Source organism: Streptomyces avidinii, assembly GCF_014650695.1.
GTDB classification, from domain to species: Bacteria; Actinomycetota; Actinomycetes; order Streptomycetales; family Streptomycetaceae; genus Streptomyces; species Streptomyces avidinii.
In genome coordinates this window covers 1-19145 of record NZ_BMVL01000008.1, presented here as the reverse complement: position 1 = coordinate 19145, position 19145 = coordinate 1, and the positions used below count along the sequence as shown (strand labels likewise).

14 protein-coding genes and 1 pseudogene are annotated in these 19145 nt (G+C 73.0%); 7 read left to right on the top strand and 8 right to left on the bottom strand.

Annotated elements, in window-relative coordinates:
• Nucleotides 1–31: 31 nt before the first annotated feature.
• The 4 genes from IE257_RS21655 to IE257_RS21640 all read right to left on the bottom strand — a co-directional run bounded on the left by IE257_RS21655 (nt 32) and on the right by IE257_RS21640 (nt 5920).
• The gene (locus tag IE257_RS21655; protein ID WP_189971085.1) at nt 32–1726 is read right to left on the bottom strand and encodes an LCP family protein; all 1695 of its coding nucleotides are present in this window, start codon (nt 1724–1726) and stop codon (nt 32–34) included.
• Between the two features lie 58 nt (nt 1727–1784).
• On the bottom strand, nt 1785–3518 hold the full coding sequence (locus IE257_RS21650; protein WP_189971083.1) for an LCP family protein: 1734 nt from the start codon (nt 3516–3518) through the stop codon (nt 1785–1787).
• A gap of 222 nt (nt 3519–3740) precedes the next feature.
• On the bottom strand, nt 3741–4985 hold the full coding sequence (locus IE257_RS21645; RefSeq protein WP_229920566.1) for an LCP family protein: 1245 nt from the start codon (nt 4983–4985) through the stop codon (nt 3741–3743).
• 185 nt (nt 4986–5170) lie between these two features.
• Nucleotides 5171–5920, bottom strand: coding sequence for a TIGR03089 family protein (locus IE257_RS21640; protein ID WP_189971081.1), 750 nt, complete (start codon nt 5918–5920; stop codon nt 5171–5173).
• A gap of 139 nt (nt 5921–6059) precedes the next feature.
• Here IE257_RS21640 and IE257_RS21635 point away from each other — a divergent pair, with 139 nt between their 5' ends.
• Together IE257_RS21635 and IE257_RS21630 are read left to right on the top strand one after the other, a co-directional pair.
• Nucleotides 6060–7445, top strand: a complete 1386-nt coding sequence (locus IE257_RS21635; protein ID WP_189971079.1) for a peptidoglycan recognition protein family protein — start codon at nt 6060–6062, stop codon at nt 7443–7445.
• Nucleotides 7446–7657: 212 nt separating this feature from the next.
• The gene (locus tag IE257_RS21630; protein ID WP_189971077.1) at nt 7658–8656 is read left to right on the top strand and encodes a DNA-3-methyladenine glycosylase family protein; all 999 of its coding nucleotides are present in this window, start codon (nt 7658–7660) and stop codon (nt 8654–8656) included.
• 21 nt (nt 8657–8677) lie between these two features.
• Here the strand turns inward: IE257_RS21630 and IE257_RS21625 are convergent, their stop codons facing one another.
• From IE257_RS21625 to IE257_RS21615, 3 genes are all read right to left on the bottom strand, one after another.
• Nucleotides 8678–9976 carry a coenzyme F420-0:L-glutamate ligase gene (locus IE257_RS21625; RefSeq protein WP_189971075.1) on the bottom strand — a complete coding sequence of 433 codons (1299 nt, stop codon included), beginning with the start codon at nt 9974–9976 and terminating at the stop codon, nt 8678–8680.
• Nucleotides 9973–10932: a 2-phospho-L-lactate transferase gene (gene cofD, locus IE257_RS21620; protein ID WP_189971074.1), complete on the bottom strand. Its 960-nt coding sequence runs from the start codon at nt 10930–10932 to the stop codon at nt 9973–9975. The genes IE257_RS21625 and cofD overlap by 4 nt, the downstream gene beginning before the upstream one ends.
• 107 nt (nt 10933–11039) lie before the next feature.
• A complete protein-coding gene (locus IE257_RS21615) occupies nt 11040–11588 on the bottom strand; it encodes a cysteine dioxygenase (RefSeq protein ID WP_189971072.1) in 549 nt (182 codons plus the stop codon).
• A gap of 628 nt (nt 11589–12216) precedes the next feature.
• On the opposite strand from IE257_RS21615, the gene IE257_RS21610 reads away from it, so the two are divergent.
• The 3 genes from IE257_RS21610 to IE257_RS21600 all read left to right on the top strand — a co-directional run bounded on the left by IE257_RS21610 (nt 12217) and on the right by IE257_RS21600 (nt 17838).
• Nucleotides 12217–12480, top strand: coding sequence for a WhiB family transcriptional regulator (locus tag IE257_RS21610; RefSeq protein ID WP_003983763.1), 264 nt, complete (start codon nt 12217–12219; stop codon nt 12478–12480).
• A 229-nt stretch (nt 12481–12709) separates the two neighbouring features.
• Nucleotides 12710–16363, top strand: coding sequence for a glycosyltransferase family 2 protein (locus IE257_RS21605; protein WP_189971070.1), 3654 nt, complete (start codon nt 12710–12712; stop codon nt 16361–16363).
• The gene (locus IE257_RS21600; protein ID WP_189971069.1) at nt 16360–17838 is read left to right on the top strand and encodes a DUF5719 family protein; all 1479 of its coding nucleotides are present in this window, start codon (nt 16360–16362) and stop codon (nt 17836–17838) included. The genes IE257_RS21605 and IE257_RS21600 overlap by 4 nt, the downstream gene beginning before the upstream one ends.
• Before the next feature lie 50 nt (nt 17839–17888).
• Here IE257_RS21600 and IE257_RS21595 read toward each other — a convergent pair whose 3' ends face one another.
• Entirely contained in the window at nt 17889–18368 is a 480-nt protein-coding gene (locus tag IE257_RS21595) for a metallopeptidase family protein (RefSeq protein ID WP_372453082.1), read from the bottom strand.
• A gap of 90 nt (nt 18369–18458) precedes the next feature.
• Here IE257_RS21595 and IE257_RS21590 point away from each other — a divergent pair, with 90 nt between their 5' ends.
• Both IE257_RS21590 and manB read left to right on the top strand, forming a co-directional pair.
• Nucleotides 18459–18833 carry a DUF3499 domain-containing protein gene (locus IE257_RS21590; protein ID WP_189971067.1) on the top strand — a complete coding sequence of 125 codons (375 nt, stop codon included), beginning with the start codon at nt 18459–18461 and terminating at the stop codon, nt 18831–18833.
• A gap of 79 nt (nt 18834–18912) precedes the next feature.
• Nucleotides 18913–19145, top strand: a pseudogene (manB, locus tag IE257_RS21585) (phosphomannomutase/phosphoglucomutase); the annotation flags it as partial.

The following is a 19145-nucleotide window of genomic DNA, read 5'->3' as shown; positions in this document are numbered from 1 at the left end:
GCCGCCGGGCCGGGCCCCTTCCGTGTGCGCACTACCAGGTGAAGCCCGGCTGGATCGGCATGCAGGCGCCCTCGTTGTCACCGTTGAGCGCGTGGGCCGAGGTCGGGGCCACGGTCGGGGCGGGCGGCGGCGGGGTCGGCGCGTTGCCGGTCCGCCAGTCCTTGCCGACGAACAGGGTGATCCCGGGGACGTCCTCGGACTTCTGCACCGAGGCGGCGGGCAGACCCAGGGCGGTGGCCAGAGCGCCCGCGTCGGCCGCCTGCGCGTCCGTGGCGAAGCGGATCACCGTGGTGTCCTCGGCCCCGGTCTGGTTCTCGGCGGTGGCCTTGGTGAAGCCCTTGCCGACCAGCAGAGCGGCGACGTCGTTCGCCCGGTTCTTGACCCTGGCCTCGGTGCCGTTCTTGCCGCCGGTGGCGTTGCGCACGGAGACCGCGATCTTCGCGGGAGCGGCGGCGGGGGCCGTACTCGGTGCCGTGCTCGGGGCGGCCGCGGACGCGGAGGCACCCGGTGACGGCGAGGCGCCGTCCGCCGGCGTACCGGAGCCCTTGCCGTCGAGCGCGATGTCCTCGCGGACCATCCGGAACACGGCCTCGGCCTCGCCCGCCATGGGCTCGACCCGGCCGTCCAGGCCGGGCTTGTCGCTGTAGACCCACGGCATGGTGGTCATGGTGATCCGGCCCGGCGGCACCTTCTTGAGCTCCATGCTCAGGTCGTACAGCTTGTCGATCTTGTTCAGGCCGTTGTCCACGACCATGGCCTGAATCGCCGCCTGCGCCAGGCTGTTGAGCTTCACCGGGTTGGTGAGCTTGGCGTTCTTGCGGAACTCGCGGGCCATCGAGGTCATGTACTGGTGCTGGGCGTGCGTGCGGCCGATGTCGGTGCCGTCCTCGAAGCCGTAGCGGGTGCGCAGCCACTGCAGGGCGGTCTCGCCCTGGATGACGGACGTGCCCTTCGGCAGCTTCAGGCCGGAGCCCTTGCCCTCGCGGTTGCGGGAGTGGACGTTCTCCTCGACGCAGACCGGGACGCCTCCGATGGCGTCCGCCATCGAGACCACACCCTTGAAGTCGATCATCATGAAGTGATCGATGGGAATCTTGGTCAGCTCCTGCCAGGCGGCGACCGTGCAGCCCGGACCGCCGCGCTGCAGGGACTCGTTGGTCTGTACGAGGCCCTTGCTGGCGGGGTGCACCTTGCCGCCCGGCTCGGTGCACTTGGGCATCATCAGCATCGTGTCGCGCGGCATCGAGACCACCGACATGTTGCTGCGGTCCGCGGACAGGTGCAGCAGCATCTGCACGTCTGCCAGCGGCGGGCCGCCGAAGGTGTCCCTGCCGCCGCCGAGGGACTGGTTGGCCTCGTCGTCGCGGGCGTCGGAGCCGATCAGCAGGATGTTCAGCGGGGTCTGGCCGAAGGCGTTGGGCTTGGAACCGCCCAGTTTGGTCTCACCGAGGTTCAGCTCGTCCGTCTGGATGCTGCCGTTCAGATGGCGGTAGTACAGGTATCCGGCCGCCGCCGTTCCGAGTATCAGCAGGGACAGCACGGAGGCCACCCAGCGCAGCACCCGCCGGCGGCCCCGTCTGCCGGGACGGCGGCCGGCCGCCCGGCGGGCCGCTCTGGAGCCGCCCCGCGGTGGGGGCACTGTGGCGGAGGCGTCCGCCCCGCCGTCGGATATCTCCTCGGTGGTCCGGGCGGTCGCCCCCTCCCCTCGCACGCTGCTGTGCCTCACACATCCCCCTCAAGATCCATCTTGGTCGATAGCGGCCGGTACTCCCGGCCGGGTCCCGCTACTTGGCGCAGACGGCCTTGTCGGCCTGGGCCTGCTGAACGTCCTCGGGCAGCTGCTGCGGCGCCGCGGGTGCCAGCGGGGCGCCCGCCTGCTGGAAGTCCGGACCCAGCGTCAGCTTCATCGCGGTCTTCGCCGCCGCGTCTGTCGTCCCCATCTTCAGCGCGGTGGCGGGCAGCCCCATGATGTCCGCCAGTGCCCGGGCCTGGTCGGCCTGGTTGGGCGCGAACTCCAGCTGCGTGGCACCGACCTTCGTCGGTGCATTGCCGACGTTGCTGGACCTGGGCACGCCCTTGCTGTTCTGCAGCCAGTTCACCGTGGTGGAGGCGGAGCCCTTGGGGCCGCCGCCGTTGTAGATGTTGACCCGTACGTCCGTCGCGGGGGCGCGGTTGCCCTGGAGCAGCGCGTCCTGCTTGGCCTTCGAGTCGGCGTCGGCCGCCTCCTTGGCGGCCTGCTCCTTCTTCTCGACCTCGGTGAGCGAGACGTCCCCCCGGATCATCTGCAGCAGCGGATCGGCGAGGGCCTGGTTGACCACGACGGTGGCCTTGACCTTCTCGGCCGGGTTGTCGAGTACCGGCAGCGTGGTGAAGGTGATGTTCTTGAGGTCGATGTCCTTCAACTCGCCCGCCAGGTCGGTGAGTTTGTTGATGGAGCCCAGACCTTGATCCACGGTCAGCGACTTGGTGGCCGCCTCCGCCAGCGAGAAGAACTTCTTCGGACTGGTCAGCGTCTCCTTGGACTTCATCTCGCGCATCATCGAACCGAGGAACTGCTGCTGGGTCTTGATCCGGTCCAGGTCGCTCTCGTTGCCGAAGGCGTGCCGGGTCCGTACGAAGGCCAGGGCCTCCTCGCCCTGCAGGCGGTGCTCGCCCTGCGACAGCTTGAGCTTGGAGTCCTTGTCGTCGACGGCCTTCTCCAGGCAGACGGGCACCCCGCCGACCGCGGTGCTCAGGTTCTTCACCGCGTTGAAGTCGACCATCATGAAGTTGTCGACCTCTATGCCGGTGAGGTCCTTCACCGTGCGCATGGTGCAGCCCGCGTCGCGACCCTCCTGGCCCAGGCTGTTGTTGAAGCGGGTCCCCTTCGAGCCCTGGATCGCCTTCGTCGTCCCGTCCGGCTGCTTCGTCGGGCAGTCCGGGATGTTGGTGATCAGGTCGCGCGGGATGGACAGCGCGGTGGCGTTGCTGCGGTCCTTGGCGATGTGGAACAGGATCGTGGTGTCGGCGTGGCCGACGCTCTCCTTGTCCCCGTAGCCCTCGTTGCCCGCACCACTGCGCTTGTCGGTGCCGATGACCAGGATGTTGATGGCCTGGTCCTTCTTGAACCCGCCGGTGCCCGCGCCCGCGATGTCGGTGACGCTCAGGTTGCCGTTCAGGTGGTCGTAGTAGAGGTACGCCGCCAGTGAGCCGCCGACCAGCAGGAACGCCAGGGTCCCGCCGGTGATGACCAGCGCCTTCTTACGGCGTCCGCCACCGCCGGCGCCGCCGCCCTTGCGGGACCGGCCGCCGCGCCGGCCGCCGGGCGGGGCGTCGCCGCGCCGCGGCTTCGGTACACCGGGTGAGGGGGCGGTGGGGGTGGAGGGGGCAGAGGGAGATCTGCGAGGCGCGGTGACCTTGGGCCGCGCTTGCGCGGCGGAGTCGGCCAGTCGCAATTCGTAGTTGCCGGTGCGGGGATTGAGTACCCACTGGTCTGCGGGGTCGATTTCTTCTGCCCGCCCACGGCTTTGCGCATCCACGGTTGCTCGAATCCTCCGTCGGTGCCTCGCGACGCGCCTCCCCCAGGCGCACGGTCAACGATCCGGCTGCTGGCGCCCGATCTCTGGTCCGGCCGGGCACCGGATCGCTCACCCTATCCGCCCTGTTCGGCGGCAAACCATGCTGGTGACAAATTCCACTCCCCTTATAACGGGGTGAACCACCCATCCCACTCGGTTCGGTCACCGGCTTTTGGGATTGCTTTACCGGCAGTCGGCGTTCCCCGCAGTGGTTCCGGTGAAGGTAGGGACGGGTGCGGGGGATGTGACGGTTCCCTCGTCGGTGCTGTCCGCGTCTGTATCGGATGTTCCGGACGTACCGGACTCCGTGCCCTCGTCGGCGGCTTCGGCGGCGGCCGGGGTCGGCTTCGGCTTCGGCGGGGTCACCGTGACCGGCTTGTCCATCCGCAGCTGCTGGAACAGCCGCTCCGCAGCGGGCTCGACCAATTCGTCCCGATTCGGATTGGGTTCATAGGGCTTGCGGGGAACCGTAAGGAATTTAACCTGTTCAGTCGGTATGTTCCTCATGCCCCGCACGAGTTCGTAGAGGCCGCGCAGCGAGGCCAGGGCCGGGTCCGTGGTCACCGAGGAGGTCGCCGCGTCCAGCAGCGGGTACAGCCGGGCCGGATTCAGCAGCACCCCGTTGCTCTGCACCTTCTTCACGAGCGAGCCGAGGAACTGCTGCTGCCGGCCCATCCGTTCGGTGTCGCTCCCGTTGCCCAGGCTGTGCCGGGCGCGGACGAAGCCCAGTGCCTGCTCGCCCTGGAGGGTCTGGCGCCCGGCGGCCAGCCGCAGCTTCGCCTCCGCGTCGTTCACCGGCTCCTTCAGACAGACCTCGACACCGCCGATCGCGTCGACCATCTTCTTGAACCCACCGAAGTCGATCACCATGTGGTGGTCGATCCGGATCCCGGTGAGCTTCTCCACCGTGCGGATCGTGCAGGCGGCGCCACCCCACTGGAACGCCCAGTTGAACTGTGCGAACTGCTCCGCGGTGCGGCTGCCGTCCACCTGCGTGCAGACGGGGATGTCCGTCATCAGGTCCCGGGGTATCGACACCGCGGTCGCGCTCCTGCGGTCCTGCGGCAGGTGCAGCAGGATCGTGGTGTCCGAGCGCTGGGTGCCCTTGTCCCGCCCGTACCCGGCGTTGTTCCTGCCGGAGCGCGAGTCCGAGCCGATCAGCAGGATGTTCTGGGCCCCGGTGGCCAGGTGGGCCGGGCGTTCGCGCTCGTAGCGCCGCAGCTCGGCCGCGGCCGAGGTGTCCTCGGTGATGTTCCCGTCGAGCTTGTTGTAGAGCCACCAGCCGGTGGCCGTGCCCGCCAGGACCAGGAGGACCATCCCCAGCCCGACCCGGCGCAGCATGCGGCGCCGGCGCCCGCGGCCGCGCGGGGGCCGCCCCGCGCCCCCGGCCGCGGGCGTGCCGCCCGGTATGCCTGCGCTGTCCGTCACTGGCGTCCGTCCCCTCGCCGCTACGACTCTGGGCCGTCAGCCGTACGGGTGGGCACGGCCACTGCCGATGCTGCCCCCGGGCTGCCGGAGCGGCCCGGGGGCAGGGGCCTGTCTAGGGCCATGCGGGTGACAAATCGCCCGTACCTGCTCTTCACCAGTGTGGGTGAAGGGCCTCCGGCCGGCGATCAGACGGTGTGGGTGACGCGCTCGCTCTCGCTGCGCCGGTCCAGCCCCTCCGGCGAGAGCCGGTCCAGGTTCCGGCACAGCACTACGGACCCGCCCGCGGCCAGCGCGGCGTAGAGCCCGGCCGAGAGGCCGTCCCAGGTGTCGTAGCCGAGCCCGGTCAGCACCCGCGAGCCTTCGCCGAGGCCCTGCTTCGCCGCGTCCTCGCGGGCGCGGGCCACCAGCGCCGTGTGCGTGAGCTCCCCGCCGTCGACGACCAGCGCCGGGCCCTCGGGGTCCACCGGCGCGAAGGGGGCGAAGCGGTCGCCCTGCCCCGGCACCTCCACCGCGTAGTCGGCGAACCCGGCCGGCGGCTGCGGGAAGCGTCCGCCCAGCGGCCGCAGGGCGAGCGCCACGTGCTCACCGCCGCACGCCAGGGCCTGCTCCAGGGTGTCCGGCCCGCTCACGACGAGATCCGCGCCGGCCGGATCGCCGCCGACCTCGGCGACGACCCCGACCGAGGCGCAGGCGAGCAGCCAGACCGCACTCTGCCAGTGCGCCGGGAGCATCAGCGCGAGCCGGTCCCCGGGCTCGGCCCCCAGGTCGCCCTGGAGCAGATTGGCGGTCTTGGCCACCCAATTGGCGAAGGTCGCGACGGACAATTCGACGCGCTCGCCGGTGGCATCGTCGTAGAAGGTGACGAGCGGGCGGCCCGGATCGGCGGCGAGCGCGGATCGCAGCAGGTCGGCAGGGGTGCGGTCAGTGGCGTTCACCCGGCACAGCGTACGCGGGGCCGTCCCTCGTACGGGGGCCGCCGGCTCCTCCGTACGGGGGAGGGGTACCCGCGGCGTGTCGGACGGAGCGTCAGTTCTCGGATGGCGCCGGGCGTTCCGGGTGCTCACCATCCTTTTCATGCGTGGATTCCTTGCTTCCTCGATCGGCGTCGCGACGGCCGCCGTACTGGCCCTGCCCCTCGCGCTCCCCACCCCCGCCCTTGCCGAGACCGCCCCCGTAACCCCCGCCGGGTCCACCCAGTCGCTGCCGCTCGTCCCCCTGGGGCCCTCGGCGACGCGGGCGCCCGGAGTCCCCGGAATGAGTGCCTCCGCAGGCCGCCCCGAGACGCAGGGGCTTACCCCACGCGAGGTCAAGACGTTCTCGCTGGTCGGCGTGATCTGGGACGACGCGGCCACCGAACTGCACGGCCGGGTCCAGGTGCGCACCCGCTCCGTCCGCACCGCCGCCTGGTCGGACTGGCAGGACGTCGAGACCCACAACGGCGAGCACGCCGCCGACCCCGACGCCGCCGAGCGCGGCTCCCGCCCGATCCACGGCGCGACCGCCCCGCTGTGGGTGGGAGAGTCCGACGGCGTGGAGGTCCGGGTCCAGGCCGAGCCCGGCGCCCCGACCACCCGCGCCCCCTCCCGGCTGCCCTCGGGCCTGCGGATCGAGCTGGTGGACCCGGGCGCGGAACCCCCCGCCACGGGGTCCGACGGCAAGAACACCGGGGCCGACGGCGACGGCAAGGGCGAAGTGGTGCCGGCCATGACGATGGAGACGGCGGAGGCGTCCGCCGCGAACGTCCCGCACGCCTCGCTCGGCGCGAACGAGATCAGCGCACTGGACAAGGCAGACTCCACCGCGGACGCGATCTTCGCGAGCGACGGCGAGCTGACCGCGGCCGCCGCCCCGTACATCGGTCCGCGCCCGCGCATCGTCACCCGCAAGGGCTGGGGCGCGGACGAGAAGCTGCGCGAGTCGGGCTTCGGCTACACCAGCACGGTCAAGGCGGCCTTCGTCCACCACAGCGCCTCCGGCAACAACTACGCCTGCAAGGAAGCCCCCGCGGTCCTGCGCAGCCTGTACCGCTACCACGTGGTCAGCAACGGCTGGCGGGACTTCGGCTACAACTTCGCCGTCGACAAGTGCGGCACGGTCTACGAGGGCCGCGCGGGCGGCGTCTCCAAGGCGGTCCTCGGCGCGCACACCATGGGCTTCAACACCAACAGCATGGGCGTCGTGGTGCTGGGCACCTTCACCTCCTCGGCCCCGCCCGCGGTGGCGGTCGACGCGGTCGCCCGTCTCACCGCCTGGAAGCTGGGCCTCTTCGGCCGGGACCCGCGCGCGAAGACGACCCTGACGTCGGGCGGCGGCAACCGCTACCCCAAGGGCAGGAACGTGTCGATGAACGTCATCTCGGGCCACCGGGACGGGTTCGCCACCCAGTGCCCGGGCACCAAGCTCTACGGCAAGCTGGGCACGACCCGCACGGCCTCGGCCAAGCTCCAGGGCCGCCCCTAGGGGGTGTCTGGTGGATCTCCGCGGCGTCGCGACGCCCGGCACGCACTCTCGCCGCACCGGCCGAAAGCCCAAGTACGTCCAGTACGCGGGCTTCCGGCCGGCACACCGAGAGCACGCACCGGACGCCGCTCCTTCCCCACGGAGATCCATCGGACCCCCCCGGGCCGGGGCGGAGCCCCGGGGGACGCGGCCGGCCGGGCTACGCTCGGGGCATGGCCGGCCGCTTCGATCCCCTCACCCGCGCCGCCGTCCGCGGCGGCCGGACCGACGTACCCGCGGGCCGCGGCAGCGCCGTCGGCTCCGGGGCCGGGGAGCGCCGCTGGACCCCCGACGGGCCCGTCGACCTCGGGCTCACCCTCGGCCCGCTCCGCCGCGGCCCCGCCGACCCCACCTTCCGCACCACCCCCGACGGCTCCGTCTGGCGTACCGGCCGGAGCCCCCAGGGCCTCCCCGCCACCCTGCGCGTCTTCGGGACCGGCACGGAGATCACCGCAGAGGCCTGGGGCCCGGGCGCCGACTGGTTCCTCGACCGGCTGCCCGCGCTCCTCGGCGCCGGCGACGACCCCGCCGCCTTCGTGCCCCGCCACCGCCTCGTGCACGCGAGCCACCGCCGCCGCCCCGGCCTGCGCCTCACCCGCACCGGCCTGGTCCTCGAATCCCTGATCCCCACGGTCCTGGAGCAGAAGGTCACCGCCGACGAGGCCTACCGCGCCTGGCGCCGCCTCGTCCGGCAGTACGGCGAGCCCGCCCCGGGCCCCGGCCCGGACCTGTACGTCCTGCCCGCCCCGCGGACCTGGGCGATGATCCCCTCCTGGGACTGGCACCGGGCCGGGGTCGACGCCAAGCGCTCCGACACGATCCTGCGGGCCGTCCGCGTGGCGAACCGGCTGGAGGAGGCGGCCGCGATGGACCTGCCCGAGGCCGTACGAAGGCTGGAGGCCGTCCCCGGCATCGGCCCGTGGACCTCCGCCGAGACCCTCCAGCGCAGCAACGGCGCCCCGGACGCGATCACCACCGGCGACCTCCACCTGCCCGGCATCATCGGCTACGCCCTCGCGGGCGACCGCGACACCGACGACGCCGCCATGCTGGAGCTGCTCGCCCCGTACGCCGGCCAGCGCCACCGCGCGGCCCGCCTCATCCTCCTCGCGGGCCGCACCCCGCCCCGCCGCGCGCCCCGGATGCCGCGCGGCGACATCGGCCGGCTGTGAGCCCTGCTCGTACCCGCCGTCTCAGCGGACCCGGATGAAGTCCGCCGGGGACCGCCCCGGCCGCTCCGCCGGGGCCGCCGCGGGGTGCCCCACCGCCACCGTTCCCATCGGGTCCCAGTCCTGCGGCAGCTCCAGCACCTCCCGCACCACGTCCCGGCAGAACATCGTCGAGGACACCCACGCCGAGCCCAGCCGTTCCCCGGCCAGCGCGACCAGCAGGTTCTGCACGCCCGCGCCCATGGCGACCACGAACATCTCCCGCTCCGCGGTGTCCCGCCGCGCGTGACCGTAGTGGTGTGCGCCGTCCGTCACCAGACACGGCACCACCAGGTACGGGGCGGCCCGCAGCACGTCCCCGCGCTTCACCCGCTTCGCGACGGACTCCTCGGACTTGCCGTCCGCCCGCAGGTCCGCGATCCACGCGTCCCGCATCGCGTCCAGCAGCCGCACCCGGGAGGCCTCGGACTCCAGCAGTACGAACCGCCACGGCGTCGTGTGGTGCGGAGCCGGGGCGGTCACGGCCGCCGCCACCGCCCGCCGTACCGCGCCCGGGTCCACCGGCTCCGCCGTGAAGGCCCGTACCGTACGGCGCTGCGTCACGGCTTCCCGTACCGCCTCCGAGGTGCCCAGCCGGAACATGTCGTCGGCCGGTGAGCGCACCAGGTCCCGGGCCGAGGAGCCCTCGCCCAGGACATGGGCCAGCCCGCGCACGACGGCCACGGGCAGCCCGGCCGCCTTCCCCTTGACCAGGTCGCCGGCGGCGGCCAGCTCGTCCGCCGTCGCCACCACGGTCGCGCTCAGCGGATTGCCGTGCGCGTCCGTACCGCCGCGCAGGTCGTCCAGGACCCGTACGCCGGCCGAGCCGATCGCCACGTCCGTCAGCCCGTTGCGCCACGGCCGCCCGAAGGTGTCCGTCACGACCACGCCCACGTCCACGGACAGGGTGTCGCGCACACCGGCACGGATCGCGGCGGCCGAGCCGTCCGGGTCCTCGGGCAGCAGCAGCACCGTGCCCGGAGCGGTGTTGGAGGCGTCCACGCCGGCCGCGGCCATCACCAGGCCCTGCCGGTTCTCGACGATCCGCAGCGGACCCCGGCGCGCGACCACCCGTACCGTCTCGGCGTCGATCGCGGCCTCGCGCGAGTCCGCCTCCACGATCCGGCCCTCGGCCTTGGAGACGATCTTCGAGGTGACCAGCAGGACGTCCCCGTCGCGCAGGTCGGGGGCGGCCGTCGTGATCAGCTTCGCCAGGTCGTCGCCCGGCCTGACCTCTGGTATCCCGTCGACGGCCCGCACCTCGTACGCGGGCACCTGCGTCACCGGGAGGCCTCCGCCAGATCCAGCGCGGCGCGGGCCATCTCCGCGGTGGCCTCCAGGTCGGTCATCATCAGCGGCACCGCGCGGCAGGTGATGCCGGCGGCCTCAACCTCCGCGACGGCGCCGGCGTCCGCGGTGTCCACCAGCCAGCCGTCGAGCAGCCCGGTCCCGTAGTGCAGGGCGACCGCGGCGGCTGTGGACTCGACGCCCACCGCGGCGAGCACCTTGTCGGCCATCCCGCGCACGGGCGCGCCCCCGACGATGGGGGAGAGGCCGACGACGGGCGCCGCGGCGGAGGCCACGGCGTCGCGGATGCCGGGGACGGCGAGGATGGTGCCGACCGAGACCACGGGGTTCGACGGCGGGAAGACGATCACGTCGGCGGCGGCGATGGCCTCCAGCACGCCCGGGGCGGGCTTGGCCTGCTCGGCGCCCACGGGCACGACGGCCTCCGCGTCCACCGAGGCGCGCAGCCGGACCCAGTACTCCTGGAAGTGGATGACGCGGCGCTCCCCGGTCCCCGCCTCCGTGATCGCGACGTGGGTCTCGACCCGGTCGTCGGACATGGGCAGCAGCCGTACGCCGGGCTGCCAGCGGTCGCAGAGCGCCTCGGTGACGGCGCTCAGCGGGTAGCCCGCGCCCAGCATCTGCGTACGCACGATGTGGGTGGCGAAGTCGCGGTCGCCGAGGCCGAACCAGGTGGGTCCGACCCCGTACGCCGCGAGTTCCTCCTTGACGGTGAAGGACTCGTCGGTGCGCCCCCAGCCCTGGTCCTCGTTGATGCCACCGCCGAGGGTGTACATCACCGTGTCCAGGTCGGGGCAGACCTTGAGCCCGAAGAGGTGAATGTCGTCACCGGTGTTGCCGATGACCGTGATGTCCGCGTCGGGCACTGCCGACTTGAGACCGCGAAGGAACCGGGCGCCGCCTATACCGCCGGCCAGAACAACGATGCGCATGCAGACAGTCTGTCAGCCGGAGGCTGTCGTCGAGGGGTGGTGGTCGGGCGACGGGTGGGACTGTCAGCCGGAGGCTGTCGTCGAGGGGTGGTGGTCGGGCGACGGGGTCAGGCGGGTACGGACGCCGATTCGGCCGGGGAGCAGCTGTGCATCGGCATCTCGGTCAGGCCGGGGAAGTAGACGTGCAGGCTGACCGCGCCGTCCAGGGTGTCGTTGACGACCTCGTGGGCGCGACCGGGGGCGAGGACGCGCTGGGTGCCGGGGCGGTGGGTGAGCCGGCCGCGGGCGGTGTGCTCGGTGAGCTCGCCCTCCAGGACGGTCATGACGCCGGAGGACGCGCCGTGGTCGTGCGGGCCGCTGCCCTGGCCGGGGACCCAGCTGAGCAGCCAGACCTCGTAGCCGGGACCGGTGCGCAGCCGGTGGTACCAGCGGGTGGTGGCGTCGTAGCGGACGAGGTGCTCCCAGGAGGCGCGGTCCTCGGCGACGGAACGGGCGAGCCCGACGAACTCGGCGACGGTGGCCGGGTGTTCCCGGGCGGGCTGGAGCAGGTGCTGGACGGCGAGGATGTCGCCGGCGATCTGGAGGTCGCTCTCGACGGTGGCGGGCGCGGCGGGCGCGGCAGGAGCGGCGGAGGTGGCGCTGTACGTGCTGTTCATCGTGGGGGTACCTCGACGGATGTCAGTCGTGCTGGCGGTTGCTGCGGGGGCGGGCCGGAGCTCTCGGGAGCCGGGGCTCCACGGGCATCAACAGCTGCAACAGCAACAGCGAACCTGGGCAGCACACAGGAACCCACGAATGGGGGTCCGGGTGGCGGCTGCAGGCACTGACATGCGAACAAGGAGAACGGTTGGGAGGCCTGACTGTCAACCCAATGTCCGGTTTGGTGTAAAAGTTTCACCTCATCCGGTTACCGTGCGCGGAGAAAGGTTTGTGCAGGCCGGAGCAGGGGATTGGCGCTGTGTCGAGGCTCAAACCTGAACCTCACATCCGTGACCTGAATGTGATCTGCGCCGCTTCTCCCGCGCGATCGCAACCCCGTTCGGAGGCGGCGCGTGGAATACGGGTAAAGGCGGGCATCCCGGGGTGCCGGTGGCATGTGTCACGATTTTTGGCGATATGAACACTTTCTGCATAGGCTTGGTTCCGCAGAGTGAATAAGGGGCCCAATAGCAGATCTCGGCTTGACTGCCCCGGAGCCACGCACTTGTAATTTCACTCGTGTCGTTACGTAGCAATCAGTGACGGCATCGTCACGGGGACGCACAGACAGAGCGAGGGGCGCACATGACCGAGCTGTTTCAGGAACTGCTGGTCGAGGAGGCGGACGAAGAGCTCGGATGGCAGGAGCGCGCTCTCTGCGCCCAGACCGACCCCGAGTCCTTCTTTCCCGAGAAGGGCGGCTCCACCCGCGAGGCCAAGAAGGTCTGCCTCGCCTGCGAAGTCCGCTCCGAATGCCTTGAGTACGCCCTCGCCAACGACGAGCGATTCGGCATCTGGGGCGGTCTGTCCGAGCGGGAACGCCGCCGCCTGAAAAAGGCCGCGGTCTGAAACGGCCGAGGCACCACCGGTCAGGCACCTACCGCACATCGCACGACATATCGAAAGCACGACACGGCACGGCACACGGCATCGCACACGGCACGGCAAACGGTCCGCCTCCTGCACCTTCCCCGCAGGAGGCGGACCGCTGTCGTGGCAGCCGTTAGGGTGGGGCGCTGTCCAGCAGCCTCCGAGGGCACACCACCCCCGGACCCCCGGCCGGAGGGCCCGTACCGCGATGTCCCTGCACAGCCAGTCGACGGCCTCCTACCAGGCCCCAGCCACACCCGAGTTCCCCCGGCACGTCGTCACCGCGGTCCTCGTCGCCCACGACGGCGCCCGCTGGCTGCCCCGGACGCTCGCCGGCCTCCTCGGCCAGGAACGCCCCGCGCAGAACCACGTCGCCGCCGACACCGGCAGCGCCGACGAATCCGCGCGCCTGCTCACCGAAGCCCTCGGCGACGACCGCGTCCTGCACCTCGCCCGCCGCACCGGATTCGGCACCGCGGTCGACGAAGCCGCCCGCTCCGCGGGCACCCTGAGCCCCGAGGACCTCCCGTACCTCAAGCGCCCCAGCGGCTGGGATCCGGTCAGCCGCACCTGGCGCGACGACGCGTACGACCTGCCCGACCTCCCCCACGGCGAACCCGTCCAGTGGCTGTGGCTCCTGCACGACGACAGCGCCCCCGAACCCGACGCCCTCACCGAACTGCTCCGCGTCGCCGAGGACAACCCCGACGCCGCCGTCATCGGCCCCAAACTGCGCGGCTGGTACGACAAGAAGCAGCTCCTCGAAGCCGGCGTCACCATCGCCCGCAGCGGCCGCCGCTGGACCGGCCTCGACCGCCGCGAACAGGACCAGGGCCAGCACGACCAGGTCCGCCCCGTCCTGTCCGTCTCCACCGCCGGCATGCTGGTCCGCCGCGACGTCTACGACGCCCTCGGCGGCTTCGACCGGCGCCTGCCCCTGATGCGCGACGACGTCGACCTGTGCTGGCGCGCCCAGAGCGCCGGCCACACCGTCCTCGTCGCCCCCGACGCCGTCCTGCGGCACGCCGAGGCAGCCGCCCGCGAACGCCGCACCGTCGACTGCGCCGGACGCACCACGGCCGGCCCGCACCGCGTCGACAAGGCCGGCGCCGTCTACACGATGCTCGCCAACAGCTCCGGCCGCGCCCTGCCCTACGTCCTGCTGCGCGTCCTGTTCGGCACCGTGCTGCGCACCCTCGCCTATCTCATCGGCAAGGCGCCCGGCCAGGCCGTCGACGAGTTCACCGGCCTGCTCGCCACCCTGCTCCGCCCCGGCCGCGTCCTCGCCGCCCGCAAGGCCCGCCGCCGGCCCGCCGTCCCCGCAGCCGAACTGCGCCCGCTCTTCCCCCCGCCGGGAGCCTCCCTGCGGGCCAACGCCGAACAGCTCGCCGGCTACTTCGGCGGCGACCGCGACAACGATGCCGCCCCCGCCGGCCGCCACGGCGGCGGAAGCATCCTCAACGCCCCCGGCGAGGACGGCGACTACCTTCCCGAGGTCGAGCGCTTCGCCCGCCTCAAGCGGCTTGCCCGCAACCCGGCGCCCCTCCTCTTCGGCCTTCTCCTGGTCGTCTCCCTCGCCGCCTGCCGGGCCCTGATCGGCGGCGGCTCCCTGATGGGCGGCGCCCTGCTGCCCGCCCCCGACAGCGGCTCCGAACTCTGGAGCGCCTACACCGGCGGCTGGCACGCCGTCGGCACCGGCTCCACCGCCTCCGCCCCGCCCTACCTGGCCGTCCTCGGCACCCTCGCCACCCTGCTGTTCGGCTCCACCCAGGCCGCCCTGACCCTGCTGCTCGTCGGATCCGTTCCGCTCGCCGGCCTCACCGCCTACTTCGCCTCCCGGCCGCTCGTCGAATCCCGGCTGCTGCGCGCCTGGGCGGCCATCGCCTACGCCTTCCTCCCCGCCGTGACCGGAGCCCTCGCCGGCGGCCGCCTCGGCACCGCCGTCCTCGCCGTCGTGCTCCCCCTCCTCGTCCGCTCCGCCGTCGCCGCCTTCGACCTGGCCGACGGCGCGGAGGCCACCGACCGGCGGGGCGGCCGGCGCGCGGTGTGGACGTACACGCTCCTGCTCACCCTCACCACCGCCTTCACCCCCGTCGTGTGGCCGCTCGCCGCCGTCCTCGGGACCGCCGCGCTGGTCCTGCGCCGCGCGCACTGGAAGGCGTACGGCCTGCGGCTCCTCGCCACCCTCGCCGTCCCGCTCGTCGTGCTCGCCCCCTGGTCACTGGGACTGCTCACGCACCCCGGCCGCCTCCTGCAGGAGGCCGGACTGCCCTACGGAGCCGGCTCCGCCGACGCCCTCGGCCTCCTCACCCTCAGCCCCGGCGGCCCCGGCACCGGCGCCGCACTGCTGCTCCTCGGCATCGTCCTCGCCGCCCTGGCCGCCCTGCTGCGCAGCGACCGCTCCTTCGCCGTCCGCACCGCCTGGGCCGCCGCCCTGGCCGCGCTGCTCCTGGCCGTCCTCGTCAACCGCAGCGCCTGGGCCGGCCCCGCCACCCTCGTCTACGGACTCGCCCTGCTCGCGGCGGCCGCCCTCGGCGCCGACGGCGCCCGCGAACGTGTCGCCGCGCGCAGCTTCGGCTGGCGCCAGCCGCTCGCCGCACTGATCGCGCTGACCGCCGCCGTGGGCCCGCTGGTGGCCGCCGCCACCTGGATGCTCGCCGGCGCCGACGGCCCGCTGCAGCGCCGCGACCCCGTACAGGTCCCGGCCTTCGTCGCGGACGCGGGCGGGGACGACAACCAGACCCGCACCCTGATCCTCGACCTGGACCCGCCCGCCACCGTCTCCTACAGCCTCGTCCGCGGCTCCGGCGGCCGTATCGGCGACGCCGAGGTCACCGCCCGCACCGGCGCGGACGCCCGCCTCGACAAGGTCGTCTCCAACCTCGTGGCCGGCTCCGGCGCCGACCAGTCCAGCCAGCTCAGCGCCTTCGCGATCCGCTTCGTGATGTTCCGCCCCGGCGGCCCCGAGGAGATCCGACGCGTCCTCGACGCCACCCCGGGACTCAGCCGTCGCCACCAGCAGGACGGCACCGCCCTGTGGGGCGTCGAGCCCTGGCTGCCCCGCGCGGTGATCGTCTCCGGCAAGCAGGGCGAGGCCCCGATCCCGGTCGCCGCCGGACCCGTCGAGGCCCACAGCAAGATCCCCGCCGGGGAGGCGGGCCGCGTCCTGCGCATCGCAGACCGGGCCGACGAGGGCTGGCGGGCCACCCTCGACGGCAAGTCCCTCAAGCCCAAGACCCTCGACGGCTGGGCACAGGGCTTCGAACTGCCGGCCGACGGCGGCCGCCTCGACCTCGTCCACGAGGACTCCCTGCTGCGGACCGCCTGGTACTGGGCCCAGGGCCTGCTCGCCCTGGTCCTGCTGGTGATGGCCCTGCCCGGCCGCCGCGCACAGCTCGACGACGACCTGCCGGAGGAGGAGGCCGCGCTTCCGGACCCGTCCGGCCCGGGCGAGGCCGGCGAGGGCCGCCGGGCCCGCCGGCTGCGCGCCGAGGCCGAAGCGGCCCCCGCACCGGTGGAGACCGCGGCGGACGCCGACCCGTACGCGCAGATCCCCGCGCAGCCGGTGTACGGCGAGGACGCGTACGCGTACCAGGCGTACGGCGACCAGGGCGGCTACGCGTACGAGGCGCAGCAGCAGGCTCCGTACGACCAGTACCCGCAGTACGACCAGCAGGGCCAGCAGGGCCAGCAGGGCCAGCCGGTCTACGAGGTCCCCTACCCGCAGCAGCCGCAGCACCAGCCGGTCCAGGACCCGGACCAGCAGCAGTACACCTACCCGTACGAGCCCTACCAGCCGTACGACCCCCACCAGCCCCACGCACCGCACGACCCGCGTCCGGACGGGAGCCCCCAGCAGTGAAGCAGCGCGCACCCCTGACGCTGGCGGCGGTGACCGCGGCCCTCGCCGCCATCACCGGCGTCGCCGCCCTCACCGCGCCGGCCGCCGACGGCAGGGCGGCCGACGGCAAGGCCGCGGCCGCGGCCCGGATGCCCGTGGAGCGGTCCCTGTTGGTGTGCCCGGGGCCCAGCTCCTCGGACATCGCCGAGACCACGTACACGTCCTTCACCCCCGGCGCCGCCGCCGGCAAGGGCTCGGCCCGGCTGCTCGGCGCGACCAAGGACGCCAAACCGGTGCTGGAACCCAAGGAACCGGGCAAGCCCGTCGGGGCCACCGCCAGCGGCGCCGACGCACCGGCGCTCACCGGCAGCGCCGACGGTGTCCTCGCCCCCGGCTGGACCGCGCAGCTGACCACCAAGGTCTCGGTCGGCCGGACCCGCGGCGTCCTCGGTGCCGGCTGCACCGCACCCGGCACCGACTTCTGGTTCCCCGCGGTCAGCACGGCCAAGGGCCGGGAGGACTACGTCCACCTCACCAACCCCGACGACGCCGCGGCCATCGTCGACATCAAGCTCTTCGGCCCGGACGGACCGGCCAAGCCCGACGCCGGCGCCAGCGAGAGCATCCGGGTCGACCCCAAGTCCTCCAAGACCGTCCTGCTCTCGTCCCTCGTCCCGGGCGCCCAGCTCGCGGACGCCACCGCCCACGTGACCACCCGCGCGGGCCGCGTGGGCGCATCCGTGCAGGTCGGCGAGGAGCAGGTGGGCTCCGACTGGCTGGCGGCCTCCGCCGACCCGGCGGGCTCGATCGTCCTGCCCGGCATCCCGGCGGACGCCGCCTCCGTACGGCTGGTCGTCTTCGCACCGGGCGAGGAGGACGCGGACCTGAAGCTGCGCCTGGCCGGACCGGGCGGCGCGATCAGCCCGGCAGGCAGCGAGCAGGTGCACGTCAAGGCCGGGATGACGGCGGCCGTGGACCTCAAGGACCTGACCCGGGGCGAGCCCGGCTCACTGCTGCTGACCCCGGCCGACCCGAAGAAGTCCGCGCCCGTCGTCGCGGCGCTCCGGGTGGTCCGCGGAAGCGGGGCCAAGCAGGAGATCGGCTTCATCCCCGCCACCGGACCGGTCGGCACCCGGGCCACCGTGGCCGACAACCGGCCCGAGGAGAACACCACCCTGCTGTCCCTCACGGCACCGGGCGCCGACGCGAAGGTCAAGGTGACCGCCTCGCCGGGCACCGGCGGCGGCGAGCCGGCCTCCCAGGAGGTCACCGTCAAGGCGGGCACCACGCAGACTCTGACCCTGGCCCCGGCCGGCGGCAAGGGCGCCTACGCCCTCACCGTCGAGACCGTCTCGGGCGGCCCGGTGCACGCGGCCCGCACCCTGTCCCTGCCGCACGAGGGCATCGCGATGTTCACCGTCCAGGGGTTCTCGGACGACCACTCGACGGTGTCGGTCCCCAAGGCCGCCCAGGACCTCTCGGTCCTGACCCGATGACCCGATGACCCGATGACCCGATGACGGGAACGCCCCCGGTACGGCCAGGACTACTCCTGGCCGTACCGGGGGTCCACGGTCTCCGGCGAGAGCCCCAGCAGCTCCGCGACCTGCTCCACCACGATCTCGTGGACCAGCATCGCCTTCTCGTCCCGTGTCTTGGTACGGATCTCCACCGGTCGCCGGAACACCAGGATCCGGGCGGGCCGCCCCTCGCGGGACTCCGACACCGCACCGAGCGGCACCGCCTCGTCGTTCCAGCCGCCGTCCGGGCCGCCCGGCGGGCCGGGAACGTCACCGATCAGGAACTCCACGTCGGCCAGTTGCGGCCAGCGCCGCTCCAGTCGCTCCACGGAGTCCCGTACGAGGTCCCCGAACAGCTCCGACCGGCTCGCCGACAGCGGCACCTGCGGAGGCGCCACCGGACCGCGCATCCCGCGCCCGTGCCGGTCCCGCCGACGGAGGCGCGGCTCGGCTGCGGCCCCCGCGGGGGGCTCGGCGGGGCAGGGAGGAAGAGGGGTGTCCGTCACCCCCGCAGGGTAGCTCCGAGCACGACACGGGGGAGTGAGCGGCGGTGGAGTCGTCGCGGCCCGGTCAAGAGTGCGGTACCGTCCAACGTCGTGAGCCTTGTACGTCGCTGTTCGCGCACTGCGTGCGGCCGCCCTGCCGTCGCGACACTGACGTACGTCTACGCCGATTCGACCGCAGTTCTCGGCCCGCTCGCCACCTACGCGGAACCCCACTGCTACGACCTGTGCGCCGAGCACTCCGAGCGCCTGACCGCCCCGCGGGGCTGGGACGTCGTGCGCCTGTCCGACGGCTCCGGGCCCTCGCGCCCCAGCGGCGACGACCTCGAAGCCCTGGCCAACGCGGTACGCGAAGCCGCCCGCCCGCCGGGGCGCGCGGCCGAGGCCGGGGGCTCCCGCCAGGGCGGCCAGTCCACCGGCGAGACCCGTCGTGGACACCTGCGCGTCCTGAGATCGCCCGATTCCTGACGCTCCCGTGGCCTGAAGAGCAGCTCCCGGTTCAGGGTAGGTTTTGCTGAACCGATCAGGACCCTCAGGAGGGCAGGCAGTGGCCGCAGATCTTTCGAACATCGTCAAGGCGTATGACGTGCGTGGCGTCGTGCCGGACGAGTGGGACGAGTCGTTGGCGGAGCTGTTCGGTGCGGCGTTCGTCGAGGTCACGGGGGCCGGGGCGATCGTGGTCGGGCATGACATGCGTCCGTCGTCGCCGGGTCTGTCGGCGGCGTTCGCGCGGGGTGCGGCGGCGCGGGGTGTGGATGTGACGTTGATCGGTCTGTGTTC

Coding starts and splice junctions, on each gene's coding strand:
- IE257_RS21635 (WP_189971079.1), top strand. CDS start 6,060: ATGCGTGGATTCCTTGCTTCCTCGATCGGCGTCGCGACGGCCGCCGTA.
- IE257_RS21630 (WP_189971077.1), top strand. CDS start 7,658: ATGGCCGGCCGCTTCGATCCCCTCACCCGCGCCGCCGTCCGCGGCGGC.
- cofD (WP_189971074.1), bottom strand. CDS start 10,932: ATGCGCATCGTTGTTCTGGCCGGCGGTATAGGCGGCGCCCGGTTCCTT.
- IE257_RS21615 (WP_189971072.1), bottom strand. CDS start 11,588: ATGAACAGCACGTACAGCGCCACCTCCGCCGCTCCTGCCGCGCCCGCC.
- IE257_RS21610 (WP_003983763.1), top strand. CDS start 12,217: ATGACCGAGCTGTTTCAGGAACTGCTGGTCGAGGAGGCGGACGAAGAG.
- IE257_RS21605 (WP_189971070.1), top strand. CDS start 12,710: ATGTCCCTGCACAGCCAGTCGACGGCCTCCTACCAGGCCCCAGCCACA.